General features: G+C 49.5%; 36 protein-coding genes and 2 tRNA genes. 1 reads left to right on the top strand and 37 read right to left on the bottom strand.

Translation table 11 applies throughout. The features are described 5' to 3' along the window. Positions 1-7: 7 nt before the first annotated feature. The 37 genes from MKY86_RS33745 to MKY86_RS33565 all read right to left on the bottom strand — a co-directional run bounded on the left by MKY86_RS33745 (position 8) and on the right by MKY86_RS33565 (position 24,244). Complete coding sequence (locus MKY86_RS33745; protein WP_076079819.1) at positions 8-526, bottom strand: phage distal tail protein; 519 nt, start codon at positions 524-526, stop codon at positions 8-10. A 58-nt stretch (positions 527-584) separates the two neighbouring features. Continuing rightward, positions 585-800: a phage holin gene (locus MKY86_RS33740; protein WP_076079884.1), complete on the bottom strand. Its 216-nt coding sequence runs from the start codon at positions 798-800 to the stop codon at positions 585-587. A 2-nt stretch (positions 801-802) separates the two neighbouring features. Beyond that, positions 803-1,651 (bottom strand): M15 family metallopeptidase, encoded by an 849-nt coding sequence (locus MKY86_RS33735; protein ID WP_076079818.1) that lies wholly within the window; start codon positions 1,649-1,651, stop codon positions 803-805. Next, positions 1,638-2,000: a hypothetical protein gene (locus MKY86_RS33730; protein ID WP_143803744.1), complete on the bottom strand. Its 363-nt coding sequence runs from the start codon at positions 1,998-2,000 to the stop codon at positions 1,638-1,640. Before MKY86_RS33730 ends, MKY86_RS33735 begins: the two co-directional genes overlap by 14 nt. 204 nt (positions 2,001-2,204) lie before the next feature. Beyond that, entirely contained in the window at positions 2,205-2,507 is a 303-nt protein-coding gene (locus MKY86_RS33725; protein WP_076079815.1) for a hypothetical protein, read from the bottom strand. A gap of 94 nt (positions 2,508-2,601) precedes the next feature. Continuing rightward, positions 2,602-2,706 carry a CD1375 family protein gene (locus tag MKY86_RS33720; protein WP_340827965.1) on the bottom strand — a complete coding sequence of 35 codons (105 nt, stop codon included), beginning with the start codon at positions 2,704-2,706 and terminating at the stop codon, positions 2,602-2,604. Continuing rightward, positions 2,706-3,218, bottom strand: a complete 513-nt coding sequence (locus MKY86_RS33715) for an XkdW family protein (protein ID WP_076079814.1) — start codon at positions 3,216-3,218, stop codon at positions 2,706-2,708. Before MKY86_RS33715 ends, MKY86_RS33720 begins: the two co-directional genes overlap by 1 nt. Positions 3,219-3,232: 14 nt before the next feature. Then, complete coding sequence (locus tag MKY86_RS33710; RefSeq protein WP_076079813.1) at positions 3,233-4,471, bottom strand: hyaluronate lyase N-terminal domain-containing protein; 1,239 nt, start codon at positions 4,469-4,471, stop codon at positions 3,233-3,235. A 12-nt stretch (positions 4,472-4,483) separates the two neighbouring features. Continuing rightward, a complete protein-coding gene (locus tag MKY86_RS33705; protein WP_076079812.1) occupies positions 4,484-5,491 on the bottom strand; it encodes a hyaluronate lyase N-terminal domain-containing protein in 1,008 nt (335 codons plus the stop codon). Between the two features lie 14 nt (positions 5,492-5,505). Beyond that, positions 5,506-5,907, bottom strand: a complete 402-nt coding sequence (locus MKY86_RS33700; protein ID WP_143803743.1) for a hypothetical protein — start codon at positions 5,905-5,907, stop codon at positions 5,506-5,508. A 13-nt stretch (positions 5,908-5,920) separates the two neighbouring features. Beyond that, the gene (locus MKY86_RS33695; RefSeq protein WP_083685233.1) at positions 5,921-6,316 is read right to left on the bottom strand and encodes a phage tail fiber protein; all 396 of its coding nucleotides are present in this window, start codon (positions 6,314-6,316) and stop codon (positions 5,921-5,923) included. Between the two features lie 12 nt (positions 6,317-6,328). Continuing rightward, the gene (locus MKY86_RS33690) at positions 6,329-6,922 is read right to left on the bottom strand and encodes a phage tail domain-containing protein (RefSeq protein ID WP_340827962.1); all 594 of its coding nucleotides are present in this window, start codon (positions 6,920-6,922) and stop codon (positions 6,329-6,331) included. Then, complete coding sequence (locus MKY86_RS33685; protein WP_076079809.1) at positions 6,919-11,370, bottom strand: phage tail tape measure protein; 4,452 nt, start codon at positions 11,368-11,370, stop codon at positions 6,919-6,921. Before MKY86_RS33685 ends, MKY86_RS33690 begins: the two co-directional genes overlap by 4 nt. Next, positions 11,367-11,606, bottom strand: a complete 240-nt coding sequence (locus MKY86_RS33680) for a hypothetical protein (protein ID WP_340827961.1) — start codon at positions 11,604-11,606, stop codon at positions 11,367-11,369. Before MKY86_RS33680 ends, MKY86_RS33685 begins: the two co-directional genes overlap by 4 nt. A 59-nt stretch (positions 11,607-11,665) precedes the next feature. Continuing rightward, on the bottom strand, positions 11,666-12,013 hold the full coding sequence (locus MKY86_RS33675; protein WP_076079807.1) for a hypothetical protein: 348 nt from the start codon (positions 12,011-12,013) through the stop codon (positions 11,666-11,668). A 6-nt stretch (positions 12,014-12,019) separates the two neighbouring features. Further along, positions 12,020-12,814, bottom strand: coding sequence for a hypothetical protein (locus MKY86_RS33670; RefSeq protein WP_076079806.1), 795 nt, complete (start codon positions 12,812-12,814; stop codon positions 12,020-12,022). A gap of 5 nt (positions 12,815-12,819) precedes the next feature. Further along, positions 12,820-13,200 (bottom strand): DUF3168 domain-containing protein, encoded by a 381-nt coding sequence (locus tag MKY86_RS33665; protein ID WP_076079805.1) that lies wholly within the window; start codon positions 13,198-13,200, stop codon positions 12,820-12,822. Continuing rightward, complete coding sequence (locus MKY86_RS33660; RefSeq protein ID WP_076079804.1) at positions 13,200-13,625, bottom strand: HK97-gp10 family putative phage morphogenesis protein; 426 nt, start codon at positions 13,623-13,625, stop codon at positions 13,200-13,202. The genes MKY86_RS33665 and MKY86_RS33660 overlap by 1 nt, the downstream gene beginning before the upstream one ends. After that, positions 13,625-13,957: a phage head closure protein gene (locus MKY86_RS33655; protein WP_076079803.1), complete on the bottom strand. Its 333-nt coding sequence runs from the start codon at positions 13,955-13,957 to the stop codon at positions 13,625-13,627. The genes MKY86_RS33660 and MKY86_RS33655 overlap by 1 nt, the downstream gene beginning before the upstream one ends. Further along, a complete protein-coding gene (locus tag MKY86_RS33650; protein WP_076079802.1) occupies positions 13,954-14,154 on the bottom strand; it encodes a hypothetical protein in 201 nt (66 codons plus the stop codon). Before MKY86_RS33650 ends, MKY86_RS33655 begins: the two co-directional genes overlap by 4 nt. A 7-nt stretch (positions 14,155-14,161) precedes the next feature. Then, the gene (locus tag MKY86_RS33645) at positions 14,162-14,425 is read right to left on the bottom strand and encodes a head-tail connector protein (RefSeq protein WP_076079801.1); all 264 of its coding nucleotides are present in this window, start codon (positions 14,423-14,425) and stop codon (positions 14,162-14,164) included. Between the two features lie 18 nt (positions 14,426-14,443). Next, positions 14,444-14,668, bottom strand: coding sequence for a hypothetical protein (locus MKY86_RS33640; protein WP_076079800.1), 225 nt, complete (start codon positions 14,666-14,668; stop codon positions 14,444-14,446). Positions 14,669-14,721: 53 nt separating this feature from the next. Continuing rightward, on the bottom strand, positions 14,722-15,861 hold the full coding sequence (locus tag MKY86_RS33635; RefSeq protein WP_076079799.1) for a phage major capsid protein: 1,140 nt from the start codon (positions 15,859-15,861) through the stop codon (positions 14,722-14,724). After that, positions 15,854-16,636, bottom strand: a complete 783-nt coding sequence (locus MKY86_RS33630; RefSeq protein WP_076079798.1) for a head maturation protease, ClpP-related — start codon at positions 16,634-16,636, stop codon at positions 15,854-15,856. Before MKY86_RS33630 ends, MKY86_RS33635 begins: the two co-directional genes overlap by 8 nt. After that, a complete protein-coding gene (locus MKY86_RS33625) occupies positions 16,629-17,858 on the bottom strand; it encodes a phage portal protein (RefSeq protein WP_076079797.1) in 1,230 nt (409 codons plus the stop codon). Before MKY86_RS33625 ends, MKY86_RS33630 begins: the two co-directional genes overlap by 8 nt. Positions 17,859-17,867: 9 nt before the next feature. Beyond that, positions 17,868-19,574, bottom strand: a complete 1,707-nt coding sequence (locus MKY86_RS33620) for a terminase large subunit (protein ID WP_340827960.1) — start codon at positions 19,572-19,574, stop codon at positions 17,868-17,870. Further along, on the bottom strand, positions 19,552-19,932 hold the full coding sequence (locus tag MKY86_RS33615; RefSeq protein WP_076079795.1) for a P27 family phage terminase small subunit: 381 nt from the start codon (positions 19,930-19,932) through the stop codon (positions 19,552-19,554). Before MKY86_RS33615 ends, MKY86_RS33620 begins: the two co-directional genes overlap by 23 nt. 241 nt (positions 19,933-20,173) lie before the next feature. Beyond that, on the bottom strand, positions 20,174-20,539 hold the full coding sequence (locus MKY86_RS33610) for an HNH endonuclease (RefSeq protein WP_083685231.1): 366 nt from the start codon (positions 20,537-20,539) through the stop codon (positions 20,174-20,176). A gap of 108 nt (positions 20,540-20,647) precedes the next feature. Next, positions 20,648-21,301, bottom strand: coding sequence for a hypothetical protein (locus MKY86_RS33605; protein WP_076079794.1), 654 nt, complete (start codon positions 21,299-21,301; stop codon positions 20,648-20,650). Then, positions 21,282-21,632: a hypothetical protein gene (locus MKY86_RS33600; RefSeq protein WP_076079793.1), complete on the bottom strand. Its 351-nt coding sequence runs from the start codon at positions 21,630-21,632 to the stop codon at positions 21,282-21,284. The genes MKY86_RS33605 and MKY86_RS33600 overlap by 20 nt, the downstream gene beginning before the upstream one ends. Further along, on the bottom strand, positions 21,610-21,975 hold the full coding sequence (locus MKY86_RS33595) for a hypothetical protein (RefSeq protein ID WP_076079792.1): 366 nt from the start codon (positions 21,973-21,975) through the stop codon (positions 21,610-21,612). The genes MKY86_RS33600 and MKY86_RS33595 overlap by 23 nt, the downstream gene beginning before the upstream one ends. Before the next feature lie 90 nt (positions 21,976-22,065). Further along, positions 22,066-22,407, bottom strand: coding sequence for a hypothetical protein (locus MKY86_RS33590; RefSeq protein ID WP_076079791.1), 342 nt, complete (start codon positions 22,405-22,407; stop codon positions 22,066-22,068). 361 nt (positions 22,408-22,768) lie between these two features. After that, entirely contained in the window at positions 22,769-22,996 is a 228-nt protein-coding gene (locus MKY86_RS33585) for a hypothetical protein (RefSeq protein ID WP_076079789.1), read from the bottom strand. A 66-nt stretch (positions 22,997-23,062) separates the two neighbouring features. Next, positions 23,063-23,293, bottom strand: a complete 231-nt coding sequence (locus tag MKY86_RS33580; RefSeq protein ID WP_076079788.1) for a hypothetical protein — start codon at positions 23,291-23,293, stop codon at positions 23,063-23,065. Between the two features lie 55 nt (positions 23,294-23,348). Then, complete coding sequence (locus MKY86_RS33575; protein WP_076079787.1) at positions 23,349-23,546, bottom strand: hypothetical protein; 198 nt, start codon at positions 23,544-23,546, stop codon at positions 23,349-23,351. Between the two features lie 26 nt (positions 23,547-23,572). After that, positions 23,573-23,643, bottom strand: a tRNA-Gly gene (locus MKY86_RS33570). A gap of 529 nt (positions 23,644-24,172) precedes the next feature. Next, positions 24,173-24,244, bottom strand: a tRNA-Trp gene (locus tag MKY86_RS33565). Positions 24,245-24,640: 396 nt separating this feature from the next. Here MKY86_RS33565 and MKY86_RS33560 point away from each other — a divergent pair. Beyond that, a complete protein-coding gene (locus MKY86_RS33560) occupies positions 24,641-26,296 on the top strand; it encodes a recombinase family protein (RefSeq protein ID WP_340827958.1) in 1,656 nt (551 codons plus the stop codon). Positions 26,297-26,351 lie beyond the last annotated feature (55 nt).

Below are 26,351 nucleotides of genomic sequence, written 5' to 3'. Positions count from 1 at the left end.
TGACCTCCTAGATGAATTTATCCCGGTACGTAATTCGGATTAGCACTTCCCGGCCCGTTGCCGGGTCTGTGTAAACGATGTTGTTGCTGCCAAGATTCAGGTCAAAAAAATCGCCCTGCATCATGTGCAGAGCGTTCTGGCCGTTTTTGGTGAAGGTGAGATTTTTGCTGTCAATAACGATGCGGTCCCCCGGAGCAAACGATCCAGTGAACACAATCTCATCCAGGTGGTACCGGCTGCCGTTTGCCTTCAGGGTCCCAACTCCATGCATGACGGCCCGCTGCAACCTCTCCCGCACAAAAGCCGCTGTCAGCCCGCCCTCGCCGTGCATGGCCGCGCTGAACCTAACTTCCCGTACAAATGAAGCCTTCAGGTTGCCTTCGCCGTGCAGAGCCACTGAGCCCGTTGCAATGAGGTTAGCCCCTGCCTTTAACGTCCCTTCGCCCCGCAGGACAGCACTCCCAAATACAAATACCGAGAATTCCCGGTTGAAGGCGATCCGGTTAAATGATCCTCTATTAAACATGGACAGGTCTCCTATCCTTCAAAATAAAATAAGCCCCACCAGATGGCAGGGCGGATGGTTACTCTTTGTCGGTATAGCCTTTGCCTGATTCCGGGTTGCTCACAATCCCCAGAACCACTAGCACGCCCAGGACCGCATTGACGGCCGCTGTAACCTCGTCATACTTCTCGGGGGCTAACTGTAGGCCGAAGATCGCCCCGACCGCCTGAACGCCCAGCAGCACGGCTGCGGTCAAGGATACCCACATGCCATAGTTCCGCCATTTGCTCTTCATGATCATTTTGCTCCCTTCTGAATTCCGGCCAGTCCCAGACGGTGCAAGATGGTAATCAGCCGTGCCTCGGTGTATGTGGCCTTGTCCGGTGTATCAATGACCGGCTTGCCATTAAGCACTGATGGCGTATTAGCGAACGCCTTCAGCGCATCCTTGGCCCACGCTGGCGGGTTGGTATTGGTCAACTCCAGCAATAAGGCGCTCAGCTCCTTGATCTCACTTGCCTGCTGAAGTGCCTGGTCCTTCAGCACATCCTTGCTATTGGTCAATGCCTTAACCGCGGCCTCCAATGCTTCAATCCGTTTCTTATCCTCTGCTGACAATTCGTCCGCCTCCCCTTGTAATTTATCAATAACGGCATATGCCGCCTTAATTTGTGCTGCTGTCGGCTCTTTACCTGCGCGGAGCTGCGCCGTACTGAGTCCAAAGACCATCTGCAAATGTGGGTAATCCTTAAATGACGTCCAGTCTCCGCCCCACTCAAACCCCAACGCCTTAGCCTCCTGCGCCACTTCCAGCCAATCAGCAATCCCATCCTTATCTCCGTCTCGCTTCATATCCCAAGACACGCTCGATCCGTCCGGCAGCAGCAACGCGAAGTCAATAGCCAGCCCAAAATTGTGATTACTATAGCCACCCCGGGCGTTGGTGACGATGTTCCCCGGCTTGGTCCGGCCCTGTGCGTATAGGGCGTCTTGCTCCTTGATTGTCCGCAGCCCTTGAGTGATGAGGATGGGCACGCCCCGGGCATAGCAGCGCTCTATGAGCGCCACCGTGCCGGCCACAAGGACCGGGTGCAGGCCGGACATTCGGGGCATAGACTTGAGCTTTACCTGATCAAGCGTCAGCATCTCTGCCCGCCTCCTCTCTCTTAACCGCCGGGAATGAGAGGAACAGATCCTGTCGTTTGGTGTACATAAGCACGGTCAGAATCACCAGGCCCAATGTCGTGCCGGTCTGTGCTACGGCCCAGGCTGTAGACTTAAGCGCTGCATAGACGGCATCCCCTCCCGTGACGTTGGAAAACCGAATCCAAAAGGCCACAGCCATCTTAACGGTGTATGCCCCCAGGAACGCGAACGCCGCCAGCATAAACAAGCTGACCACCCGCGCCCGGAACCTTGTGCGGAAGTACAAAAAAAGCGCGGCTATAAGCAGCAGCGCACAGATGAATGAAATACCATATGCAATTAACAGCAAGATATCAGTGCCCCCCATGATTAACACCCCGATCATAAATTAAATATTCCGCGAAACCATTATTCCGGATCTCCTCTTGAATGTCCTTGGAGGTGTCCTTGTATCGCTTTATTGAGAATGAGACCCTGCGGGACGCCCGCGCCAGTTCTTGTTCTCTCTCTGTGTGGCGGGGCGATAATCGTTTGATCCATCGACTAAACACGGTTATCCTCCCCTGTCCTCATCACTACCGGCATTACTGGCGGCGTGATCAATTTTCAATCGCTGCAGCACTTGGAGTGTAGGTGCCATGAAGTCGGACCGCTCTTTATCCAGGATCGCCTGCAGCCGGTCCCTGTCCTCCTCAGCGCGGTCTAGCAGCTCCCGAGGCACCCATTTCCCGCGCCGGATATCTCGTACAAAGCCAAAGACGATAAACACCAGTACCAGCGCCACAATATAGGCCAGGCCGTATTTGTCTGCGAGCGGCAGCAGCTTCTCCAAGTTTGATAGGTTATTACTGTCCATTCCCCCGCTCCCCTCTATCTCTAATGTAAAAAAGCAGCCCCCGGATACAAGTCCAGAGGCAAAATAAAAACGCCTCAATGGGCGCCATCATTATCTATTTAGCTTCGAGCAGAGCAGCAACATCATCACGGATCACTGTCGGCACCTGCTCCAATGTCTTGAGTCCTTTACGGATTAGACTGGCATAAATGGCTGGCATCAGTTTACACCTCCCTTCAGGGCGGCAACATCGGACTGTAATGCCAACGTCAACTCGTACAGATCGGCAAGGGCAACCTGTGCGCTTGTAGCGTCTCCCTGCGCTGTCAGTAGTTGCTCATAGGTGTCTGCTAGGGCAAGTTGCAAAGTCTCTACCTCCGTCAGCTCCGGCGGCTTGTTGGCCTCTGCCTCCTGGTACGCCTCCCACGCTGCCTGAAGCTCAGCCTCTGTCGGCTGCGGTGCGTCCAGCTTCCAGACCGCGATATGCGGCCCGCGCTCTATCAGGTCGTAATCCTCGCCCTCGATCAGCAGGTTATAGTCGATCCCGTAGCGGTAGTGTACGCCCTCTACTGGTTCCTCGCCGTCTTCCGGCGGCTTGATATCGTACCGTACTCTTCCTTTCTCTTCGGCCCCGGGGCGTATCACAGGCTCAGGGCCAAGGTCTCTGACTTCAAAATCAATTAGCGGGTTAGCTCCGGGGAATAGGAAACTAATCGCGGCAGGTATATTCATCCTTTCCACTCCTTCTATGATATTCTAAATAGATTTAAGCCAGTTGCATCTGCCGCCGGGTTTATAGTCACAGAGGCGGTTGATGATACTTCAATGCTAATATCGTTACCTGCGTCCGCGAGTATTGGAAATGATGCTTGACAGTAATGATGCCCATTGCTCGCAATCATATCGGAGGTTAGGGTATAGTAAACGCTGCCCTGCTTAACTCGCATAACTATAACATTTCCGGCAGCGCCATCATTCACGTAAAGTCTGGCCGTGAGCAAATATACCCCCGTTTGTTTGACTGTGATGATAGATTGACTAATATCAAATTCGTTCAAAAAATCGTAATTCTCCCCGCTGAAAAGGATGCGTGTCCATGTATTAGGGGAAATGGTTTGCTGCGAAGTTTTAACCCCGAATACCCCTGTTCTAGTGCGGGTATTGTTATCTCCCCATGGGTTAATAACACCAAAATTATTGTTGTCAGTGACGATGCCGCCAGCGAATACACTAATTTGAGTAGTAGCGCCTACGTTAGAATCGTACATGCTTATTTTTCCGCCATACGCTGCTCTATACCCTACTGCATTTCCTGATCCAGAGCAGTTGTGTACCAGCATTAACCCATTAACATGAGTATAAAATGCGTATTCTTGTTTGGAATTAACAATAGCGCTTGCCACGTAAACAGAGCCGTTTTCTGCGTAAAAACCCGGGAAGGTTGAACTTGCCTCAGTCATACAGTGATGAAACAATACTTCAACACATCCTGTAGTATAAAAATTATTCTTCGTGGTTGTAGTGCTTTTAAAGCCTATCACTTCCACTCGGCAACTATTGCGCATTACTGCAACCTGGTCAGTTATAATGTGTGTACTACCCGCAGCAGAGGCGCCTTTAATCGTAATCACGCCGACTCCCGAAAACCCCGACACGTTTATCATTTCGTTATACGTACCCGCTGCCACGTTGACTACAGCAGCATGATCCACAACTGTCGGTATCATACTAATTGCCTTGCCTATCGTCTTAAACGCCCCTGCCGCCGTATTCGCAAGACCGGTATTCGCGTCATTCCCGTCTGTGCGGACGTAAAAAGTGATGTCCGCTGCTGTGGCCGAAACCAAAGGCGTATTGGCTCCTGTCCCGTTACCTATAAATAGTTCTTTGGTATCCGTGGTGTACCCCGGCTCGCCAGCATCCAATGGGCCATGGGCTGCAAGCAGCGCCTTGGTACCGCGCTGGAATTGTATCTTATTTGCCATGTCGCTCCCCCTTTAAAATGTCCCGCCGTCAATGACGGCCGTCTGTGCTGTAATCGCCTGCGCCACTCGCAATGGAGACATGTCTGTCGAACTATCTGTACCAGCCTCTGCCTGCGCCTGAGTCGCCTGACTACGGTTAACAGTTGCGTTTTGTGCAACGCCATTAAGTTTCAACACCATCGCCGCAGTCATAAAACCAGATGTGCTAGTTGTCGCATCGGGATGAGCGCCGCTACCACTTGCACCGACATGTGTCGCAGGAGCTTGGGCAACGTTCGTCACGTTTCCCAGTCCCACATCAGAGGAGGCCAAAGTAACGGCTCCAGTCTTCCCAGCCACACTGCTCACGGAGGAGGCAGGTGCTGCAAGCTCCAGCCAGTTTGCCAGTGTGGATGCTGGTTCGGCGCGCAAGATGAAGTTTTTAGCTACATCTGACCGGACAGCTATGTCCCCGATCTGCACATCCAGCGCCAGCATGGCGGCCTGAGACGCAACGGCATACGCTTGCGTAATCGCAATGGGAGGCATGATGCTGCCGTCCAGCTTGCCGTTGCTATCCAGGACAGGAACATTGCCTGCTGCGGTACCGGTGTTTTTACTGGCGGCCGTCCCGGCATCTGTAATCTTGGTCAGCGTGAGGTTAGGGATATCAGCCGCTGTCTGCTGCGCGGCGCTGAGTACCCGCCCCTTGGCATCAATAGTCAGTTTGGTGTATGTCCCCGCCGCAACACCGGTATTAGCCAGCACTACGGTGATAGGGGCATTGGCGGAGCCGTCAAAGGAGACAGAGCCGGTAGCATCCCCTGTGAGTGAGATTGTACGGGCTGTAGCCAGCTTGGCTGCTGTGTCTGCTGCTGCCGCAGCCGGGTTAAGCAATACGACATTACCTTCGCCGTCCCCGCTATAGAGCTTGCCAGTGTCCAGCGCGATTGCAAGCTCTCCCGCATCCAGGACGAGCTGCGGTACCTTGGATGATAGTCCCCGCTTAATCTGTATCTTTTTAATATCTGAATTTGCCATAAATGATTCCCCCCTTAGTATGTGCCGCCGTCAATGCCTGGCCCAGATGACACACTGTCAAAGGTGCCGCCATCAATCGACATGTATCCTAAATAATCTATCAGATCAAGAATATTTGCTCTGAATGTATTGTGATCGTATGCAGTAAAATACCGGGCCACCTTAGCGCCGGTCACCCACGCCTTGGCTGTCGTGCCGTCAAAGCCCCGGGTACATCCGGTGAGGGTGTTCCCTGTCTTCCCGGTAAAGAGAATAGTTTCACTACTCTCGTCTGTTCCGATTGTGCAGACGTTTGGGGCCGCTGGAAGCTTGGAGGCATCGGTCACCGCAACCGTAACTGCTGCGGCTGTCAGTGCTCCTGATAACTCTGTACCGGGCGAATTTGTTATGGCCGGGTACATTGGTTGTTGTGCCAAATGGTCCGCCCCCTTAACTTAGGTCAACCGAAATCTGACCAATCAGGAATTTGAAAATGTCATTGGCAAGAATACTTCGAGCATCACTCAGTGCTCCAAAGTACAGCAGATTCCCGCCGGTCGCCGCATCACGGAGCCCGACATGGGTTATCTGTCCCCACGAAGCTGTAGCTGTTGGGAAAGTGATGTCTGCGCTGTTTTTGCTGGTCACTATCCCACTTACCGCTGCCGGAGCAGCAAACGTCACTGTCTGCCGAACATAAGCACCTCCAGTAACCTCTTGCCCGGTATCCGCTGCTGTCGGGTTGCTGGTGTACAGAGCTGCATAAATGGTTGTGGGGCGTGTAAAGTTCGTATTTCTAAAAACTTGGTTAAGCAATGCCGTTGTCAAATAATTTGAAACGTTCAATTGAATCGCCTCCTATTCGAGTAAATATTGATTTGTGATGCGGAACTGGGTTAGTGAGGTCAATCCTGTATTGGTCAACACAATCACAGCCTCGGACCTGATATTTCCGTCTACTTGAATTTGCAATGTGGTCGGTGAAGAAGTAATTACCTGCTCCGTGATATGCTCTTGAACCGAATAGGCAAACGGATCAAAAGCCACCAGTTCCAACTCAAACATACCGATACTGTTATAGATCAGCCGCTCCAGCGATGCAGATCCGGCGTATCGGACCAGGTAGAATTTATCCGGTTCAAAAGCACGCCGCAGCTCCAGCGTCCGGGGACGGCCATATGAATCAGTCAGGTGTCTCGCCAGCGTCCTGACCCGCTGCTGTAAGCCCGCCGCGCTGGGCATATCGTAATTAGTTCCATCCGAGACAAAGGCACAGGAATAAGAAAAAGCGCGTTCCGTGAGGTCCGCGCCGAAATCATATTGCCCGTGTTTCCCAGGGAGAGAGACGCCAATATCCCGGGTGCTGGGGAGCAGAGGCTCCTTACTCTCTTCCAGCACCCGGAAGCCCAAATCAATATCCCGGATACCTCCGAGGGTTATACTGCTTGTCATGATAATCCCATCCCCCTTGTAGCTTTTGTCAGCGAGCTCCACTGCCTGCGGGAAACATTGGCTTCAATCTGCTTTCCATCCAGGAAGATATTCTGATTGAGGACTAATTCACCATCGCCGATAAGCCCCGCTGCCGCCCCGGATGTCCCTCTGCTATCGCTGGACAGTGGCTGCACTCTGCTATCAATAGAGCTTAACCCTGGAGTACTGAGCTCCACCGCTGCGGCATCCGCCATGTCCTGAGCCGCGCCCTCTACGGCTGTCAGCTGCCGCTCCATCCCAAGGGCAAGCCCCTTACCGATAAACTCCCCAATAGCGATCATCACCCGGCTTGGAGACTTAATCTTGAGGGTATCCTTGATGCCGTCCGTTGCCGCCTGCGCTGTCGCTGCAGCCGCAGCTTTAACGGCCGCGTTGCCCGCTTGCATGCCCTGGATCACGCCGTTGACGATGTTCAGTCCGTATGACTTTGCCTGAGCCTCCGCCCACTTCTTCTGAGCTGCCGTTCCATTTGCCAGAAGGCTGTTCAGATAGGCGATTTCGTTGTCCATATTGGTTTTTGATACGGCTGCTGTGGCCGTCTTACCAACCATGGATAGGATTTCGCTAACTGCCGCTTGGATACTGGTCTTGGTGCTATTTAGCCCCTTAAGGAGAGATTCACCGAAGGTCTGCCCCGCGTCTTGCCACTGCGGGTTGTACTGGGTCAGTAAGTCAATCAGTTCCTTGTTGTTACTATCCAGCGCCAGCCGCCGTACCTCGGCCTGTAAGGCCTCTTCGGTGTTGAGGGAGGTGTAATGTGCCTTGGTAGATTCCATCTGCGCCGTGAGGCTGTCAGCTGTCGCCTGGGCGCTTTTTTGCTCAATATCCTTCTTGCGCTCGTAGTCCAGCCTCAATTGCTCGGCCTTTTGTTCTGACTGGCTCTTGATCTGGGTCATTTCTGCTTTGAGCGCATCGATCCGAGTTTGGCGCTCAGCAAGCAGATACTTGCGCTGCCGCTCCGCGAGCATTTCGTCCAGTTCCTGCTGGATCTTGGCCCGAGACTCAGCGGTGTCGGCATCGGTCAGTTCCTTCTGCTTATCCGCCAGCTTCTTCTGATAGGCGGCTTCCTCCGCTGCGACATCCTCCGCTTTAGTCAACCCTTCAATGCCGTCAATCTGATCTTGCAGCCCGAGCAGTTTAGCCTGGGTCTCCGCATCCAACGTTTTAAGTGAAGCTTGGTATTCTGCATCGTATCCCGCAATGATGGCATCAGAAGCCGCCTTGTGCTGGTCTATGCGCTTTTGCAGGGCTTCTGTCGCCGCCTTCTCTTCGGCGGCGTAGCGAGCCTTCAGCGCTGTCGTGACGGCAGTGTTGAGCTTATCCAGCGATTTAATTTGAGCATCCAGTGCCTTTTCCGCCGCATCTGCTGCTTCCTTCGCGAGATCTGCCCGAATCTTATTGACCTGTTTGTCGATGGCAATACGTTCGGTAGTGCCCACCTTGTAACGGGCCTGCAACTTCTCGTAGGCCGCGAGTTCTTGCTGAAGCGAAATTTCGTTCGCCTGCTTCTTAGCCTCGATATAAGTCTTCGATGCATTGAATTGCTCTTTCGCCTTTGCTGCGGCTTCCTTTGCCGCATCGTCATTAGCCTTTTTTATAGCGAGGTTAACCTTTTGGATTTGCTCGGCAGTTTGGGCATATGACTGTTTCACCTTTTCAAGTGCGGCCACGTAGGCCTGATCGTCAAATTCGCCCATCTTAAATTTGTATTGCGCAGTGCTGAGTGCATCATTAAATGCCTTGTTCGCTGCGCTTGCCGCCTTTTTGGCTGCCGCAACTGCGGCCTTCTGTGCTTTTTCGGCAGCTTTCTGTGCTTTTTCAGCAGCTTTTGCAGCTGATTTTTCTGCATCTTTGACAGATTCCCCGGTTAAATTATCAATGGCCGCTTTTGCCTTTGCCTTGGAATTATTGATACCAACAGCAAGGCCCTCGGAGATATTTTCACCGTAACCGGTTGTTAGCTTGGATGGGGAATGGATGCCGAAGAAATTCTTGATTGTTTTGCCGATGCTTTCGGCAACGTCCTTGGCCTTTTCAACGGCTGAAGATGCCATGCTGCCGATACCATTGACAAGACCCTGTATGATTTGCTTCCCGATGTTCGCCAGGTTAATGCCTTTGAAGAAGGCCATCACCTTGCTCCAAATTCCCTCAATTACGCCCTGGATGGTGCTGAAGATATTTTTAATGCTAGAAAGCATGCTTTGGAAATTAGTTTTTACACTGGTCCAAATACCTTTGGCGACACCGACTACCGCTTGAGATAAAGATTCCCAAATGGATGCTCCAAAAGTGCGAAGGCGCGTGAATATCCCAATGCCATCTGTAAATAAATTTTTGAAGAAATTGAGCACGCCTCTTACCATGTTTGATATGAGAGTTACCCCGCCAGTCTGTAGTCCTTTAAAAGCTCCGATTATCCCTGAACCTAAATTACCCATCAGGCTGACACCGGATTTCAGCAAGTTGACAAAGAGCGTTTTTAATCCACCGAGGAAATTAAGCGTCATTATCCCCATTATGAAATCAATAGCTCCGCCGAGTAATTGCTTAATACCCTCCCACATTTTCCCCCAGTCTCCGGTAAAGAGCCCAGTGAATATTTTGATCAAGCCCATAATGATGTCAAGGGCTCCGCTGATCACGTTTTTAATGGCTGTCCAGGCCGTATCAATGATGAACTTGATCGCTGGCATAAGGAATTCTATTACCTTCTTGATGCCGTTAAAAACATTCGTTACTGCTTTCAGAATCTGGGCGCCGTTCTCATCCCAGAATTTTTTTATCTTATTGATCTGGCCCATGACGAATTCGGCGACAGTTCCCCATACAGCGAGAGCAACCGCCTTAATGGATTCCCAAGCGCTATTGAGTGATGCCCGCACCGAATCATTTGTTTTATACAAATAGACGAGCCCGGCCGCCAATCCAGCCACGGCAGCCACAATCAGACCGACTGGACCCGTTAGCGCGGCAAACACCGGCATTAGAGCTGATATTGCGCTGACGACTTGTCCCGCAACCACAAGCACCGGACCCAATGCGGCGGCGATTGCTGCACCCACGATGATCATTTTTTGTTTGGCCGGCTCCATTGCCCCGAAGCTATCTGCAAATGATTTGACCTTTTCAATCAACGGTTGCAATGCATCAACCGCCTGCAGCACAACTGGCATTATGGCATCACCGATGGTAATCCCGATGTCCGTCAGTTTATTCCTGAGAATCTGCATTTGACTGGCGAATGTCTTATACCGCTCTTCCGCTTCATGGGTTAGTGCGCTGTTCTCATTCCACGCATCATTTGACAGTTTTGTTGCATCGGTAACCAGATCTCCCGCGTTCCCCAAGCGGAGCAAAGAGTCACGCAATCTGATTTCCGTTATCCCCATTTCCTCCAGCATGTTGATCGCCGATGATCCGGCTGAATCCGCGTTGCCGAGCCCCTGGATAAAAGCCGTAAGAGCCCCCACGGCATCAGTCTGGAATGATTTTTGAAATTGCTCCGAGGTCATCCCTGCGATTTTGGCGAAGTTTTGCAGATCGACCCCACCGTCAACGATGTTGCCCATTTGGGTCTGAGTCATGCCCAGGGCATCCGCCAGCGCCTTGAAGTCCTTCCCGTTGTTGTCTGCAAGTAACTGCAGCTCCCGCAGTGACATGCCCGTTGCTTGAGTTAACTTATCCATCTTGTCAACACTCGTTGCTGCAACCTGCATGCGGACCATAACCCGGGAGATCGCCGAGCCCCCCATTTCCGCCTCAACACCTACCGATGAGAGAGCAGCTGCGAGGCCGAGTATATCTGCTTCTGACATGCCGACCTGATGCCCAGCACCAGCGAGCCGCAATGCCATGTCTGTGATCTCAGACTCCGTTGTCGCAAAATTGTTACCCAGTGCAACGATGGAGGACCCGAGCTTGTCAAATTCATCCTGCGGCATCTGGGTGATGTTTGCCATCCGCGCCAGTGAGCTTGCCGCTTCATCCGCCGTCATGTTGGTTGCGACCCCAAGGTTCACCATGGTCTTCGTGAATCCCAGGATAGCATCCGTATGAATACCCAGCTGCCCGGCAGCCTCCGCCACTCTCGCAATATCTGAGGCGGACTGAGGCATTTCCTTCGCCATGTCCCGGATACCCTGCCGCAGCTCCCCGAACTGAGCTTCTGTCGCATCAACGGTCTTCCTCACGCCCGCAAAGGCAGATTCAAAGTCTGAGGCGACCTTCAACGATACACCGCCAATCGCAGCAAGGGGAACCGTCACGAGTTGAGTGAGAGATTTCCCGACATTCGCCATGCCTTTGCCAAACTTATCAACCGACTTCTGGGCCTGCTGCATGGCATTGTCCAGGCCGGTGTTGTTTCCCAAGATATTAATGACAAGGTTGCCGAGTAAGCTCATGACTCCCCTCCTTCCGGTCGCTTGATGCGGTCACCATGCTGCTTGTAGAACGCTGCCCGGTCCGGGGCCTGATTGCCGTCCCCGTGGACTCGCCGCTTCTCCTTCTTAGGCGGTTCTTGAGCACCAAAAAGGCCGACCGCTATGCGGCCGACCAAGATGTTCGATATATTCTCTTCATGTTCCATTCCGTAGTCGTAGTACATCATGATCTGCGGAAATGACATGTGATTCAGCATGTATTCAGGTGTCGCCCAGGAGTACATTGCGCCCATTCGCGCAAAAATACGCCCCAACTCTATTGGCTGGGGCTTACCTCGTTTTTTTCGGTGTCGCCGCCTGCTCTATCCTTTACTGGCTCCAGTACAAATTCGATGAGCTTCAGTAATTGATTGAGATCGGTGTTATCAACAATCCAGTCCGCCGTAACCTCTGGGAAAGATGGCCGCAAGATGCTCGCAACCTGATCCAACAGCAACGGGAATGTATCCTGGCTGCCGGATTGCAGTTTATCTGAGTTCTTAGCGATATCCAGCGTTACGCGGGAAGGAATACGCGATACATCAATTCGTTTTTCTGCCAGGATGACAACCCGCTCTTCTGGAATGATCTGATCAAGGTCAAGGATTACTTGTTTTCTGGACATTTCTTGTTAAACCCCCTGTTCATCATAAATCTCGAATAGTTGCTCTCCGACAGCGCGGCTGGAATCCATGGTGCCGTTCATCCGGATAGGTGTCATCGCAGGGTCTTCCGCATCCGCTTCCGGGAACGTGATGTTTAGTCCGCTTTCAGGCGTTGCCTTGTATATGGTGATGCGGAACTCCTTACCGGCATCGTCATAGTTCGTAATCCGGGCAACACGCGGCTGAAACGTACCCAGACCGCCGGAAAGAAATCTTTGTGCAGACAACGGTGTATAAGTGTAGTTGACCATCACCGTGTCGCCAGAGGTGATTCCTCCGCTCGGGATACGTACGATTACAGTAAAGCCAGCACTGTCTACAGACAGATTGTAATCAGTACCTTCAACCAGTGTTGTTGCGCCTTTTTTGACAGTTACGGCCGTTACTACCGTTCCTGCTCCGTTCTTATTCAGCAGCCGCTTCTGAACCTGGTTGGATAGCGTCACAGCCTCATTTGAGACCGTCTTCGGTGTGCCTGCAATAAGCTCGAATTTGTCAATACCGCCCCGGATTGTCGCCAATGTCGCGAGGTTGATTTCCATTAGGTCGCCCTCGATGCCAGCTGCGTGATTATTGATCCCTGTCTTGATAACCCCAGCATTATCACTGGTCACAGTCATTTCGTCCCATGTTTCTTCAAAGACAATGCTATTCATTGCCCCCAGGTCGATCAGGCTGTTCACATCTTCCCCGACCTCAAATTTCGCTGAACCAAAACGGATAGAGCTCGCTTTCTGGACAGTAGTCATATTACGTCCCATATGGGTTATTCCTCCCTATAAATGATTTTAAAATCTGTTGCTATGTGATAGAGCTTTGTGTCACTCTCGTACATGTCTCTGCTGCCCTCCCAGACGCCTTGCAGCACCCGGACGCCACCCATGTTTCCCTTGTAGCGCTGAAGGGCATCACGCACCGCTTGGGCGACCTGCTTCGACTCTCCGTAGCGCGTGGAGAACACGGAGAACTGAAATCGAGGATAGGCAACCGGGATATTATGATGAGCCACCCCCGAAACCTCCAGATAGGCAAGGGCGGGATATACGGGCTTCTCCGGCAGCCAGCCCGGATAAATTCGATTGCCCACGATACTCTGAATCTCCGGTATGGACAACAGGTATTCCCGCAGCTTAACTTCAATTCCCATTACACACCTACTCTCTCAACCACGGCCTTCACACCTTCCATCAGCAGCTTGCGGACCTTCGACCGGCTCTTATCCATGGAAGGACGCATAAAGGGACGTGGCGGTTGATGCGATGAACCATATTCGTAGAAGGTAACGTAAAAAGGGGCGGTCGCAACGTTCTCGCCGCGCCTTGCCCCTACTGTTACATTTGCATAGAAGTTACCTTTTTTTGATGTCCCGATGTTGATTTCAAGAGAAAAACGGGTCTTTCCCGTTTCGCCGATCGGCACCCGGGAGTCGGCTTCCCGGAAAACAATTTCTGCTGCTTGGGATATCAGGTCCCGAATTTCTTTGGTAATTTCAGCATTGGCCCGCTTGATCTGACGAATAATCTCTTCAGCTCCATCCACCCGGATGTTTGTCCGGGTATTCCGCCTGGCCATTATTGACGCTCCTTACACATCAGCTGCAGTTCTCGCCTGCTGAATTCTGGATGGATAATATACAAAATCTCGAACTCTATTCCCTTATAAGACACGATCATAGAGCGATCTATCCCTTCCCGATACCTGATGCGAATACGTGTTGTGACATCAGCAGTGATTTGGGCTGCTGCAGCTCTGTCTTGACCTCGAAGTGGTTCGATGGCTGCCCAGAGCTTCACTACCTCAACCCAATCTTCTGTGGGTTGCCCCCATTGATCCACATCATCTGGACCCGGTGGCCGGAAGACTACAGCGCGTTTATCAAGCCGATTGATGAGAGGTGTCGTCATGAATCTTCATTCGCTTTGGCGGTTGGTACAGAATCTTTTTCAGATCGTTTGGCTGTTTTCTTCTCTTCCGCCTTATCAAGGAATCCACGATTCTGCAGCTCTTTGGCCCGCGCCGCATTTGCTTCATATTTAGAACCGATCTCATAAATTTCACCGGATTCTTTATCCCTGAATTTCTTCAATACGGGATATTCCATTTTTAAATCACCCCGTTTTCAGTTGTAAGATCAAGCTTTCCAGCGATACATTAAACTTCTCAATTTTCTCCGCCGAATCTCTGTGTTCGGAGTAAATTGAGCAATAAAGAAGCACGGCAAGTTTGTACCTCGCCGTGCCATTCTCTCCATCTGAAACTCCGCCTTTGCTTAAGTACTCTTTTGCAGACTCCACTAAAAGCTCAAGAAGCCAGTCTTCCGTGTCATCGTCTCTGAGGTAGGATCTCAGCTCAGTTAGCGGTAAATTGAGCATGCGCAGCTCCTCTCCGCCTTAAATCGTCGGCACCCAGTCCAGCACAGCGTTGTACACTGTACCAGCAGTTGTTTCCACTTCAAAAGTGTACTCTCCAGCATCGTTTTCATCGCTAAACCACAGTGTTTCTTGATCATCCGGAGTCAGGTTCACACCATTTTTCTTGATGTACACCACTGCTCCGGCCGCGAGGGAAATCCGCTCTCCTTCTCCATCCAACAGCTCGAACTCGGTATGGTTCACACCGTTATGTTCACCCTCTTGCCCCGTTGGACTTAACGTTGCCGGGGAAGGAGCTAGGACTTTTTTGCGATACGGAATGCAGACTTTAGCTTGATTTGATGATCCATCCATGCCGTCAGTACAAAATCCCAAATGCCTGTGCGGACGTTTTTATCACGGTCATAAATGATATCTGGATCGTAGTTGAAGTGAGAGTACCGGAAATCCCCGACCACAGGATTGACAGCAAGGTCACAGAATTCAACCTTTTTGCCCAGAATCTGCTCGGGCTGGGCTTGATACAGCGTTGCATTGCCGTTAGCCAAGGTTTCAACGATATCAGAGTAGTCTGCATATCGCATCACAATGGTTGCATTCTCGCGGAAGTCTTCTGGCAAATCTGCGATAGCAGCTTTGATTGCTGCATACATCGTTGCTCCGGTAACCTCTTTGATTACCGATACAGAACCGTTTTTAGCGTAGAATGACATGTGCTCTTCACCCGGCTTAGGCGTTACTGCAAAAGATACCTTCTTTTCTTTTGCAGCCAAACCTGAACGGAGAGCAGCATCAACCGTCTCAACCAGATTGGTATCAGTAGCAGCGAGAATGGTCTCAGAAACTGGCGCAAAGACCTTGAATTTATGACGGCCGAAGCTTACGACGTCTCCGGTTACTTCCAATTCCTTAGCCATTTCTGTATCAGCGATAAAGTCATCATCATCCAGATGGAACTCCACCTTAGGGATTTCAAGGTTTGTCACACTGGTGAAGGTAGAAACTTCACGCAGAGGGTTCTTCACAAAAGGTTCGTGCAGCAATTCGGTTGTCATCGTTGTAGGCAGAATTTTTTCTCCGCCCGTGGAGTTTCCATCGCCCAGAGCTGCCTTCACTTCTGGGCCAGCATCATGACCCTTAATTGTGGCTCTAATCAGAGCAGCTTTAGCCGATACAACTTGGTTTTTAGGGTCTGCATTGAACACAGGCTCCTTCTTTTGGAGAGATGCCTTCTGTTCAGCTTCCATCGCGTCATGTTCCTTTTGCAGGATATCGAACCGCATTTGCAGGCCGCCTGCTTTAGTTTCGAGCGCACGGATATCATCCAAAGACGCATTCGGCTCAGAAGCCTTTGCTAGAATTTCTTGCTTTGAAGCCGCCAATGCTGCACCGATAGTGATCAAATCATTTTTTACATCAAACAGTGTTTTAGCCATTAATGATACCTCCCAGGTATGAATGCAGATTTTGAATTTCAAGGCTTACATGTCTTGCGACTTCCAATCGATATTCTTCGCTCATGCCGTTTTCGGGCGCTGCCGGGTCTGTTTTGCAGGCTATAGCAGCAGGTACATTGCGATATTCGGCAAAAAGAGCTTCACTGATCGACGCTGCCATCTGGTTGGCCTCTTCGACTACATCGCATAAACCGTATCCGAGGGCTTCATCTGCCGAGAGCCAAGTTTCTGCATCCAGTAGATTTTTCAGTGTCTCATCGTCCAGCTTTTCTCCAGCTTTTTGCAAATAGCTCTGGATGGCCGATTGACCAATACGATCCAAGTCATCAGCAGCTTTGCGCAATTCAGTGGCATTGCCGATTGCGAATGTCCATGGGTTATGGATCATCATCATGGAGTTCTTAGGCATCCGGATCTCATCCGCAGCCATCGCAATAACCGATGCAATGGAGGCTGCCAGCGCGTCAATATGTGCGATAATCCTTGCCTTATGCCTCACAAGCATGTTGTGAATGGCAATTCCCTCGAATACAGAACCGCCCGGGCTGTTGATGTAGAGATGGATTGTCTCAACCTCATCGCCCAGCTTATCCAGCTCATTTTTGAATGACTTGGAAGAAACCTCGCCATACTCTTCCCATGCGTACCTGGTGATTTCACCGTAAATAAAAATATCCGCTGAACTTGGATCGTTCGCGGACATCTTCATTTCCCAAAATTTATTGGGCGCTGTTTTAGTTTTAGCTTTACTCATTTTTTGTGCTCACCCCCTTCCGGTGCTCAACTGGTGTATCAATGGGGTAAAGGTCCCCGCTGATGTGGAGTTTGTCACCGCCATCTTCTGGCGGTAACTCCTCCCAGGCTCTGACTTCATTCGGTTTGAACACTCCTGAACGGATCATCTTGAAGTAGAAATCCCCCCGGGTTGACATATCCCCACGCAAAAGAGCGCCAAGAGTGAACTTGAAGTACAATCCCTGCAGACGCTGCTGTGGTGTGAGCAGCTTCCGGTTAAATTCCTGTTCATACTGCCGAATAATCGGCAACAGCGTATAGGTCACAAACTCAAGACTCATTTGTTCCATGCTGTTGAAGCTTGCACCGTCCGTTTCGCCCACCATTGTTACCGGCATATTAAATACTGTGGCGACCCGCGACCGTGTAATCTTTTCGACCTCAAATACCTTGGAGTCAATGAAATTACGAGTAATCTCCTTAACCTCCACCCCTGGTTCCTGAATGATAACTCCGCCGTTTTCTTGGTAGAATTTTGCGAAATTCGCCCAAATCTCATCTTTTTTATCTTTCCCGACATGGGCCGCCAGCTTCAGGATGAATGATGCCTTTATTGAAGAGTCCAATTGATCAAGCGTAAACTTTCTTACGGCAGCATCGAAGTCAATTGTTCCTCGAAGGACATCAATAGGGCTGATTCCCTTATAGCCATTCTGGGAAGTCTGAACGTGATTGATATGCACCATATCCATGTTATGAACATAATAGGTTCCTTTGTCTCCTCGGACCATGTACCATAACTCATCAGTGTCTAATTCAATAACAGGTTCAACCTTTGTCGGATCAAGCACAATGAGCGATTCGATTTCGTAGAATCGGTTATACCGTTTCATCGCATACCCATTGCCGTATACGTTCCGATGGGTCTCCAATAGCCTCATAAATCCGAATGAGGTCATGTTCCGGTTCGGAGCATTAGCTATCAGGTCATTCAATTCAGAATAAATAGGGTTGTACTCCTTGTATAACTTGATAGGGAGTACCGCCATTGAATTGGAAAGTCGGGAAACTGCCGCGAAAATCGTTTCGTTACTCGCCAGTTCTCCTCCCGGCCTGCCTCTGAATATGGATAGTCCGCTGCGGAACCACTTTTCAAACCCTCTCATAGATTCGGACTTCATGGATGGAGTTTTATTCCGGACCACATCCCAAGCTATCTTAGATCTTTGCCAAAAGTTCATTTTTTATCATCACCCCCTCATCAGATCGCTGATGGATACGAATGAAACATCTCCGCTCACTTGTTGCACCGCCATGCGCTTCATAACCTCCACATGGGCATTCAAAAAGGCCGCAAAACCGTCAATTTTCCGGTAGCGACCTTGTTTTGTTGGTATTTTATTGCGATTCCTATCCTCAACCAGCTTCACGTTGTTGATGTACCAGCGCAGCAGCCTGTTGTTGTTGTAAATGACCTTGCCATCAATAAAGAGCTCCTTCAGATCATCCATAGCCGGTCCCAGCGTCAGATGGCCCTGCCGGACAACCTCACACTCGAACCCATAAGCTTTCAGCGACTCCACTAGGCCGTAAGCTTTCGCGGGGTCATACATGATCTTCTCGATGCCATATTTTTCTGCTTGCTCCACGAACCAGTCAAAAATATATTCTTTGCGGACATATTCACCCGGTACTATCGTAAGCAGACCTGCCTCGGCGTACTCGTTATAGGGGATTTTTTCGTTGTCTAATGCCACTTTCGCGGCTGGAATCCATGAATGGCTCAGAGTGAATACATCTCCAGTATCTTGCACCGGGAACTCTAGGCATGCGCTGGTGAAGTCCTCGCTGTCCGAGAGGTCAAATGATCCAATGCAACCCTTCCCCACGAATTGTTCGGCATCGAGGTTCTTGTTGTTACGCTTCAGTACCTCGAATGAGATGAATGGCTCTTCATCAGCCTTGACAAAGATGTTCAGTCGTTTGGTGATAAAGTCATTCCGTTCTGCCGGAATATGCTTACGGTCTTCCCATTCCTTGAGCATGTCCTCCATTTTTATGGTCACGCCCAAATTCGGGTTAGCCTTAATCCAGTTTGCCGGATTTTCGATATCATCCCCGTGATCCAGCTCAGCCATGAAGTAAAAGGCATGCTCAGCAGTAATGACACCCTCAAGCACATCAGCTGCTTTGTCGTAGTAATCCATCAACGGACCATCCAACTGATAGCCAGCTGTTGTGATGTACAAAATCATTGGCTGTGAACGGGCACCGGTAGAGTTCTTAATGACGTTGATCAGCTTGTATGTTTTATACTCGTGGATCTCATCAAAAGCACCCATGCTGCAGTTCTTACCGTCCAGTTTCTTACTGTCGGTTGCCAATGGCAGTATCTTCGACATCGTGCGCCGGAACCGAATCTCATGCAGGGTTTCATCAAAGTGCTTCCGGAGTAACGGGGAAGCTTTGATCATCGCCTTACATTCATCGAACATGTCCCTGGCCTGCTCCTTGGAGTTTGCCAACTGATACACCCTTGCGCCCTTTTCCCCATCCTTGGATGCTCCATAGAGTGACAGGCCAGAGACCAGTGCCGTTTTCCCATTCTTTCTGCCCATAAAAATAAGCCCCTCGCGGAAGCGACGGAGGCCCGTATTCTTATGCACCCACCCGTAGAGAGAGCCAACAATGAAATGCTGCCAGGGCTGCAATTCAAGGCGGTCAAAGTCCCCCATTGATGGCTTGCAGAATTTTTCAATGTATCCGACTGGCCGATAACCCTTCTCTTCATCGAAGATGAATGGGAAGCCCGGCGTGCCTTGCCGTTTCAAATCATTCAAATGCCGCTGACAAGCTTGGAACACTTTTTTGGAGGTGATGATGAGGTGCGCAACAACCGCTTCGGCGTATTGGGTGGTTTTCAGATTCGACGGTTTAGTATTGAGTAAATTCGTCACCCTTATCGCCACCTTCACCTTCCGGATCAACTACACCGGAAACCTTCCTGTCCGAGGCGGGGGTCAGCTTCAACTCGGCCTGCAGCTTCCGCTGAGCTTCGATGATTTTCAATACCGCATCCACCGACTTGTTCTGTCGGTACATCTCCTGTGTCCCGTTTTTAAACAATTCAACTGCTCCCCGCGTCTTGATGTCCTTGATATGCTGCTGTTTAAGCTGTTCCAGCAGCGCCATGTTGTCAGCGAGCATAATTGTTCGGTCCGACAGGTTCTCGTCGATCTCCAGTTCTCTGATAATGATTTCAAATAATTTCTTGGCGGCTTGCAGTGTAATCTCCGGTTTTGGCTTGTGCTCCATAGCACCCCCCCCTCATATATGAAATGTCATACGCCGAAAACGAAACTGGCAGCCCGGTCCCCTTCGCCTCCTGTCACTAACTAAAGGTGAGGGGGGGTATAAAGTAAAGCGGCGTTCTTTTGTACACCTATTTCCCTCAAAATCTCTTAAATTTGTGACATTCGACTATCTCCCTGCCGCGCTCTGCAGGGACGTCTATATAAAGCCTCATTGGGCGTAAGCTGAATGACTTTCTCTCCCCTTAGAAGACTGTCTCATTCCCCTTGGAGGTGATTACTCTCGCCCTACGGGCTAAGGGCACTACTCTATGTTGTTGCCCCTCAATACCGTGCTCTTTGTTATGGCAGCTATTGCAGAGGCTTAAGAGATTGTCCAGGACAAGGGCAAGGTCTGGGTAATCACTGATAGGCTTGATATGATGCACCATGTCTGCCAGTGTCAGGCGCTGGCGCTTGAAGCAGTGCTGGCATAGATGGTTGTCCCTGATGAGCGCCTGCTCTCTGGCCTTCTCCCATGCGGTAGACTTATAGAATGACCGTGAGGTCTTGTCTCTCTTATAGCGGTCATAGTAACGGTCCTGGTCCCGCCTGCTGCTTGTCATGTTCATCAACCCTCACCTTAAAGCGATTATAGGCACTGCTATACCAATGATTACGCCCATCCATGCGGCGCGGGAATGTAGTAATGAAGCATCTCTTTAATAGCTCTCGCCCTCCTATCGTTCCTTAAGGCCAAGGTCACCCTGGACACTATCAAGCACAGTTTGTACTCTTCCGCCCAACTCCAAGAGTGGGTTGTTCCCACCAAATGCATGAGTCAATGTAATGAGTCTGTCCAAGTACGCCAGCTTATCCTCTATACCGCCTTTTCCTTCAAGTTCGCACAGCCCATGAGTCAACAGTTCAACGTCCTTCAACGCCGCCTGTATCTCTGATGTATCAACCTCGATCTTGATCTTGATGTTGCCTACATCACTAGCCTCTTTGCTCTGAGGCTCACTCTTTTCTTGGTCAAACGCTTGGACATCCGGTCCAGTATCTTCATGGTCGTACTCCACCGGTGCAATAGCCCCATCAATGATGGCAGCTCGTTCATCCTCGGAGAGCGTACCGATGTCATCTACCTCCAGCACACGCTCAATATAGTGCTCTCCCATGCTTAATGTGGTTTGTACTCTAATCATTGACATCACCGTTCCTTTTGTAATATCGCTTTTATCGAGCGTGGTCAGATCTACCCATCCAAGCGGATCGAGTTTGCCCCCGCACTTACACGTAATACCGTCTTTCTTTCCCGTGTCGTAATGGATCAGCCTGCACTCAATGCACCTATACTTAATCACTCGCGGTTCATTGGTTTTGTCCGACACTCTCTGCGCCTCCCTCAACTGCTGCTCTCACCCGGTCCATGCCCGCCTTGATTTCGGCCTGCGTCTTCTTGATCTTCTTCAGCGTGGCAGCATAATTAGCCCGTGGGTTCTGGAGCTGGCTCTGTGTCCGCCGGATCTTATCCTGCAGCTGCCTAACCTCTGGGTCTGTGTAATAGGCGACATATTCATGCTGGCAGTGCGGGCATGAGAAGAACACCTTCTCAATGGCTCCCGGTAGTCGGGCTGTCTGGAAACCCTTGACCTCGAACTGTTTGCCGCAGCCCTCATTGCATATGGCTGGTGTGGCCTTACTGGCCTGTGCTGTGCTCATGTTGACCCACCTTTCTGATTACCGGATTACTCCTTAACCACTCCCTGTACATCTCTTCAAATTCGCGTTCATTAGCTTTGACCGTCTCAAGTATTTCTGTAGGCACACCAAGGGCGGAATAAATGTCACGCTTCAACCATCTGCACTCAAGCGATATGTCATCATCACTTTGCTGGATTGGCGGCACCTGAATAAAGTAGCCTCCTTGTTCCTGGCTCCACGCCGGAACTACATACCCCGGTCTCGGATGATCGTGATACTCGTCAATAATCGCAGGCGCCCTAGCCTCTACTCTGTGCAGCCCATGCACAAGAGCGTCTATCTGATCATCATGCTTGCCCACGAACACAACCTCCTTTATGTTTCTCCCATGTACCTTACTTCGCCGTCACCTCATGGGCCTTGGGGTTTAGATTATGGGATTGTCACGTAACTACGATATAACCCCCGTAATTTCGGAGACTACTCTGTCAGGAAATGTCGTTATTGCGGCAATTCCATTAGTCTCAGGATCACCGTTGAAGGCGAAAACCGCCCTATTGCGGTCATATGGATGCCTTGTTATGTCCACCCTATACGGCCCCTGGTCGCCTCCAGGGTATTTCCCAGCATCTATGCCTGTTGTACTGATGATCGTTTCGGGCGACCTGTATGGCTGTCCTGTGAGCGGCGTAATAGGCTCAATGACTTTGAAGGGCTGGAGTGTCTGTAGCTTTGCGTAAGCTGCCAGTTCCTCCGGGGTGCCTTCCAGTGTTCCGTCTTTATAGATCTTCATATGTTCTCTCCCTTCTGGGCATAGAAAAAGCCACCCGGGTTAATGGATGGCTTTATGTACTGCACTATTCTATTTATTCAACTGTGGACCTTAACAAATAATTCAGCCAGTTTCAAGAGAATCACCTTGTCCGAATGTGGCCGCACTGTTGGTTGTGACTGGCCTTGTAACACCCCGTCCGTCCACACTTCAAAAACACTGCATTGAAGTAATGACTCCAGTTCAAGCGTAGATATTCGGTAAAGAAATGATTGTGCACCTACGGCCACTATATCATTCTGAGAGACATCACCATCTGAACCAAGGTCATATGAGCGAAGCACAAATACTTTGGCACTATTGCTCACTATCATGCTCCCTTCTATTGCATCTGGCTAAGGTCTTCTAGTCCAAGCTCTTTCCAGACTTCACTAATCTCGGCATTCGCCTCAGATTCCGTATCGACCTCTTTAGTAACAATGCCGCCTTTTTCTTTGTTGTGTTCAGTGATCGAAGCCATATACTTCCCAGTGGGCAACTTGGTGATATGGGCCGAATACCCCTTGCCCTCCTTATGACCTTGTCGTACTAAAATGCCAGGAAGCTGCATTCATACTCCTCCTTAGATTTGGTTATTAACCTATTCGGCATATGGAAGATAACCCCTGCTTATTGATCAATGATTAATTGGTCTAAAGTGTTTAAACATCGCACCACAGTAAGGACAGTGCTTTATATAACCAATACTTTGTATGCCTATAATCTCGCCCGTCTTCAAATCATGTGTTGCTTGAATCATTTCAAATTCTCCTATACTCTCGTCAAATTCTATTCCAAGCTTCAGATCGATTTGAAATTCTTTGTGACGAGCAATGACGTCCTTCATCTGTTGGCAGTTATGGAACATAATCATCCTCCCTCACAACCATAATTCGGCGCACGGGAGATAAATCCTGCAAAGCTCAACGAGGATACAAACAGCCGTACACCAGCCCGCGCTCCGCAGCATCCGGGTTCTCGCTGGCCGTTGCTTCTGCCGGCCCTTTGCAGTATGGGCAAGCAAGCACCTGCTCCTTTACTTTCTCCGTATTAACCAGGAACTGCTCGCTGCACACTTCGGCTAAACATTCATACTTCACCAGCAATGGCTGCTCTTCCAAAGGGTTCGCCTCCTATGAATTTAATAAGCGGACAGCGAGACTCGAACTCGCATCAGCAGCTTGGAAGGCTGCGGCCCAACCTTTAGACCATGCCCGCAGATTCGATCCTGCTGCGTTCTCTGGGCCTGTGCTTAACGCCGCACATTTTGATACATCGGCCGGAGCTATCGCAGGATCATCGATGTGGGCAAGGATTTGCACCTTGCATAGTGATTTTCACGGTATCCCGTTTATGCCCGGTATTGCTGGAGTCTCAGCACTGCATCACCAGCAGTCATTGACTACACCGCTTCATTGCGTCTACCTATTCCGCCACCACATCAATTATTAATGTTTCATTCCGAATCAAGCATTAATAATTGGAATAGAATACCCTCGTCCATTGAAGGAATCACCTCAACCTGAACGCCAATAAAATCTCCTATTGAATCCCCTGCATGCAACCTATACCGGCAATTAATTTCCGCCAGTAACAAATCTCTTGTCTCGGCTCTCATTCTGATCAATTCGGGGTTGAAACCATATTCATCCTTGTAAAGGTGGATTTCTCCCCTGATCGTGTCAATCAAGTCGACTGGTCTTTTCAAAAATGGATTGTCGAATATATGGATCATCCTTTCTTAAAACACCGAGGGGAGGAATCGAACCTACCAGTCGCGGGTTTGGAGTCCGCAGGTTTACCATTAACCGACCTCGATAGATTGCCCCTGCCAGACGGCACGAACGCGCGTCGTACTGCCTGGACTCATAGGGCGAGTGGTTTACCCCTCATTTTCAGAGACGCGCTGAACGCGCCCCAGGAGGCTGTGAAACGATGTGTAGATTGACTACACAGGAACGTAAAAAGAACAGCCTGCCCGCCATTTATACCCTTGCGACTCATGGCCGTCAAACGGGTATTGGTTTGTGTCGGGTGCTGTTCTCTTTGTTTTCCATGCTATAAGATTATCACGTAAAATAGGAAATGGTTTCTTTTTGTCTTCTGAAATATTTCTTATTTTATTCTGAAATTTGTCGAACGAATTGTTTTGCATTATCTTTTTGCATTGGTATATAATCATCGCATAAACCAAAGAAGCAGGATGGTGAGATATTTGCTCAAGCGCGATTACTTAATTGAATTGGGAATAGAGTCTATATTGAATTATTTGCGTAAATCAAGACAGGATGAAGAAATGGAGAAGAGAACTGGTGAGGATACACTAACCGCACAAAAAGACCTTATGGATAGGGTTCTGGCTCCTTTAGAAATCCCGTACGATCAACGTTTTGAAATCGGCTCAGGTGATAAAATTGATTCACGCCCAGTTTTTCAAGGTGTTGTACGAGATTTGAGAGAAAAGAAGTATCAGGCAATTGCAGTAAAAGAAATTAGTCGGATGGGGCGCGGTAGTTACACTGATATGGGTATAATATATGACCTTATTCAAGACCATCGCATATTCATAATTACACCTTACAAAATATATGATCCACGTAATCCATCCGATCTGAAGCAAATTAGATTTGAATTGTTCATGTCACGTGAAGAGTTTGAGACTACCAAAGAACGTTTGAACGGCGGGAAGGTTAGCAAGGCTATGAGTGGATACTGGGTAGCTGGCCGCGCCCCCTTTGGATACACTTATAATAAGAAAACTCGTAAGCTTGAAATCAATGAAGAAGAAGCTGCTGTTGTTCGCATTGTCTTCGACTATTTTGTTAATGGAGTTCCCACAAAAGATGGAAAACGTAGAGAGGTCAGTTTTAGAGCCTTGTCAACCCACCTTCAAAAGCATACGATGTTAAAAACCCCTAATGCTAAGGGTGACTGGCATCCGAATGTTGTACGCCAATTACTTACCTATGAACGGTTTATTGGTATTTTACGATATCAAACTACCAAAAGAGTAAACGGCAAGCAAGTCGCTCGTCCTAAAGAGGAGCATGTTATTGTACACGATGCAATCCCTCCAATTATAGACAAATATATTTGGGACAAGGCTCAGGATAAAATTACAGAGTCTTCACACAAACCAAGAACAAAAATGGAATTTTCCGCATGCGAGTTGGCTGGCCTATGTGTCTGCATCAAATGCGGCAGAAGAATGGTTCGTCAATACAGTGTCCAAAACTATAAGACTACAAGCGGTGAAATTTCCCAGTATCACAAAGAGTTCTTGTGGTGTACCGCAACTGGATGTACATTTGTGAAATACAGAGCTATAGAGGAGGACCTTCTGTACTCTCTACGATTCTTACAGGGTTTAGATGAAGATTTGTTGAAAGATCAATTGAACGCTTCTGTTATTGCTGAAGAAAAGTCTTCTGAAACGGGGTTCAGTTCATCTGAGATGAGAGATCAAATTGAGCATAAAAGGAAGGTTTTGAAGGACCGGGAAAACTTCATTTGTGAGAAGTATGAATCTGGATTGTACACAGATGAGTTATTTGAATCGCGTATGAAGGAATTGCGTACAGAAAGAGAACGTCTCGATCTGATGGAAAAAGACATCTCTGACGATCCTACCGAACAACGGGAGAAGATCGATATCGAAGTTGTAAGGGCTAACCTTCATTCTATCCTGGAGTTGTATGAAAGAGCCGAGGATAAGACTGACCGCAACACTGTATTGAGAAGTGTCATTGATCATGTTGATGTAGAAGTATTGGAGAAAGGTCGGGGGAGAATTCCTGCTAAACATAGAATCCGTATTTACTACAAATACAACTTGCTAATGCCTTCATCTTTTGGTTTAATGAGTGTATAGCCTATTCATTGATTATTAACTGATACACCTAAATATATTATCAGTCTGTTCGTCA

This window comes from Paenibacillus sp. FSL R7-0333, from assembly GCF_038000365.1.
Lineage (GTDB): Bacteria > Bacillota > Bacilli > Paenibacillales > Paenibacillaceae > Paenibacillus_AQ > Paenibacillus_AQ silagei.
The sequence above is the reverse complement of the archived record's forward strand: the minus strand, read 5'-3'. Positions and strand labels throughout refer to the sequence as shown.

What these genes read in the sequence shown, in the direction of transcription:
- MKY86_RS33745 (WP_076079819.1), bottom strand. Translation starts at nt 526, where the DNA reads ATGTTTAATAGAGGATCATTTAACCGGATCGCCTTCAACCGGGAATTC.
- MKY86_RS33740 (WP_076079884.1), bottom strand. Translation starts at nt 800, where the DNA reads ATGAAGAGCAAATGGCGGAACTATGGCATGTGGGTATCCTTGACCGCA.
- MKY86_RS33735 (WP_076079818.1), bottom strand. Translation starts at nt 1,651, where the DNA reads ATGCTGACGCTTGATCAGGTAAAGCTCAAGTCTATGCCCCGAATGTCC.
- MKY86_RS33725 (WP_076079815.1), bottom strand. Translation starts at nt 2,507, where the DNA reads ATGGACAGTAATAACCTATCAAACTTGGAGAAGCTGCTGCCGCTCGCA.
- MKY86_RS33720 (WP_340827965.1), bottom strand. Translation starts at nt 2,706, where the DNA reads ATGCCAGCCATTTATGCCAGTCTAATCCGTAAAGGACTCAAGACATTG.
- MKY86_RS33715 (WP_076079814.1), bottom strand. Translation starts at nt 3,218, where the DNA reads ATGAATATACCTGCCGCGATTAGTTTCCTATTCCCCGGAGCTAACCCG.
- MKY86_RS33710 (WP_076079813.1), bottom strand. Translation starts at nt 4,471, where the DNA reads ATGGCAAATAAGATACAATTCCAGCGCGGTACCAAGGCGCTGCTTGCA.
- MKY86_RS33705 (WP_076079812.1), bottom strand. Translation starts at nt 5,491, where the DNA reads ATGGCAAATTCAGATATTAAAAAGATACAGATTAAGCGGGGACTATCA.
- MKY86_RS33690 (WP_340827962.1), bottom strand. Translation starts at nt 6,922, where the DNA reads ATGACAAGCAGTATAACCCTCGGAGGTATCCGGGATATTGATTTGGGC.
- MKY86_RS33685 (WP_076079809.1), bottom strand. Translation starts at nt 11,370, where the DNA reads ATGAGCTTACTCGGCAACCTTGTCATTAATATCTTGGGAAACAACACC.
- MKY86_RS33680 (WP_340827961.1), bottom strand. Translation starts at nt 11,606, where the DNA reads ATGCTGAATCACATGTCATTTCCGCAGATCATGATGTACTACGACTAC.
- MKY86_RS33675 (WP_076079807.1), bottom strand. Translation starts at nt 12,013, where the DNA reads ATGTCCAGAAAACAAGTAATCCTTGACCTTGATCAGATCATTCCAGAA.
- MKY86_RS33670 (WP_076079806.1), bottom strand. Translation starts at nt 12,814, where the DNA reads ATGGGACGTAATATGACTACTGTCCAGAAAGCGAGCTCTATCCGTTTT.
- MKY86_RS33665 (WP_076079805.1), bottom strand. Translation starts at nt 13,200, where the DNA reads ATGGGAATTGAAGTTAAGCTGCGGGAATACCTGTTGTCCATACCGGAG.
- MKY86_RS33660 (WP_076079804.1), bottom strand. Translation starts at nt 13,625, where the DNA reads ATGGCCAGGCGGAATACCCGGACAAACATCCGGGTGGATGGAGCTGAA.
- MKY86_RS33655 (WP_076079803.1), bottom strand. Translation starts at nt 13,957, where the DNA reads ATGACGACACCTCTCATCAATCGGCTTGATAAACGCGCTGTAGTCTTC.
- MKY86_RS33650 (WP_076079802.1), bottom strand. Translation starts at nt 14,154, where the DNA reads ATGGAATATCCCGTATTGAAGAAATTCAGGGATAAAGAATCCGGTGAA.
- MKY86_RS33645 (WP_076079801.1), bottom strand. Translation starts at nt 14,425, where the DNA reads ATGCTCAATTTACCGCTAACTGAGCTGAGATCCTACCTCAGAGACGAT.
- MKY86_RS33635 (WP_076079799.1), bottom strand. Translation starts at nt 15,861, where the DNA reads ATGGCTAAAACACTGTTTGATGTAAAAAATGATTTGATCACTATCGGT.
- MKY86_RS33630 (WP_076079798.1), bottom strand. Translation starts at nt 16,636, where the DNA reads ATGAGTAAAGCTAAAACTAAAACAGCGCCCAATAAATTTTGGGAAATG.
- MKY86_RS33625 (WP_076079797.1), bottom strand. Translation starts at nt 17,858, where the DNA reads ATGAACTTTTGGCAAAGATCTAAGATAGCTTGGGATGTGGTCCGGAAT.
- MKY86_RS33615 (WP_076079795.1), bottom strand. Translation starts at nt 19,932, where the DNA reads ATGGAGCACAAGCCAAAACCGGAGATTACACTGCAAGCCGCCAAGAAA.
- MKY86_RS33610 (WP_083685231.1), bottom strand. Translation starts at nt 20,539, where the DNA reads ATGAACATGACAAGCAGCAGGCGGGACCAGGACCGTTACTATGACCGC.
- MKY86_RS33600 (WP_076079793.1), bottom strand. Translation starts at nt 21,632, where the DNA reads ATGAGCACAGCACAGGCCAGTAAGGCCACACCAGCCATATGCAATGAG.
- MKY86_RS33590 (WP_076079791.1), bottom strand. Translation starts at nt 22,407, where the DNA reads ATGAAGATCTATAAAGACGGAACACTGGAAGGCACCCCGGAGGAACTG.
- MKY86_RS33585 (WP_076079789.1), bottom strand. Translation starts at nt 22,996, where the DNA reads ATGCAGCTTCCTGGCATTTTAGTACGACAAGGTCATAAGGAGGGCAAG.
- MKY86_RS33580 (WP_076079788.1), bottom strand. Translation starts at nt 23,293, where the DNA reads ATGTTCCATAACTGCCAACAGATGAAGGACGTCATTGCTCGTCACAAA.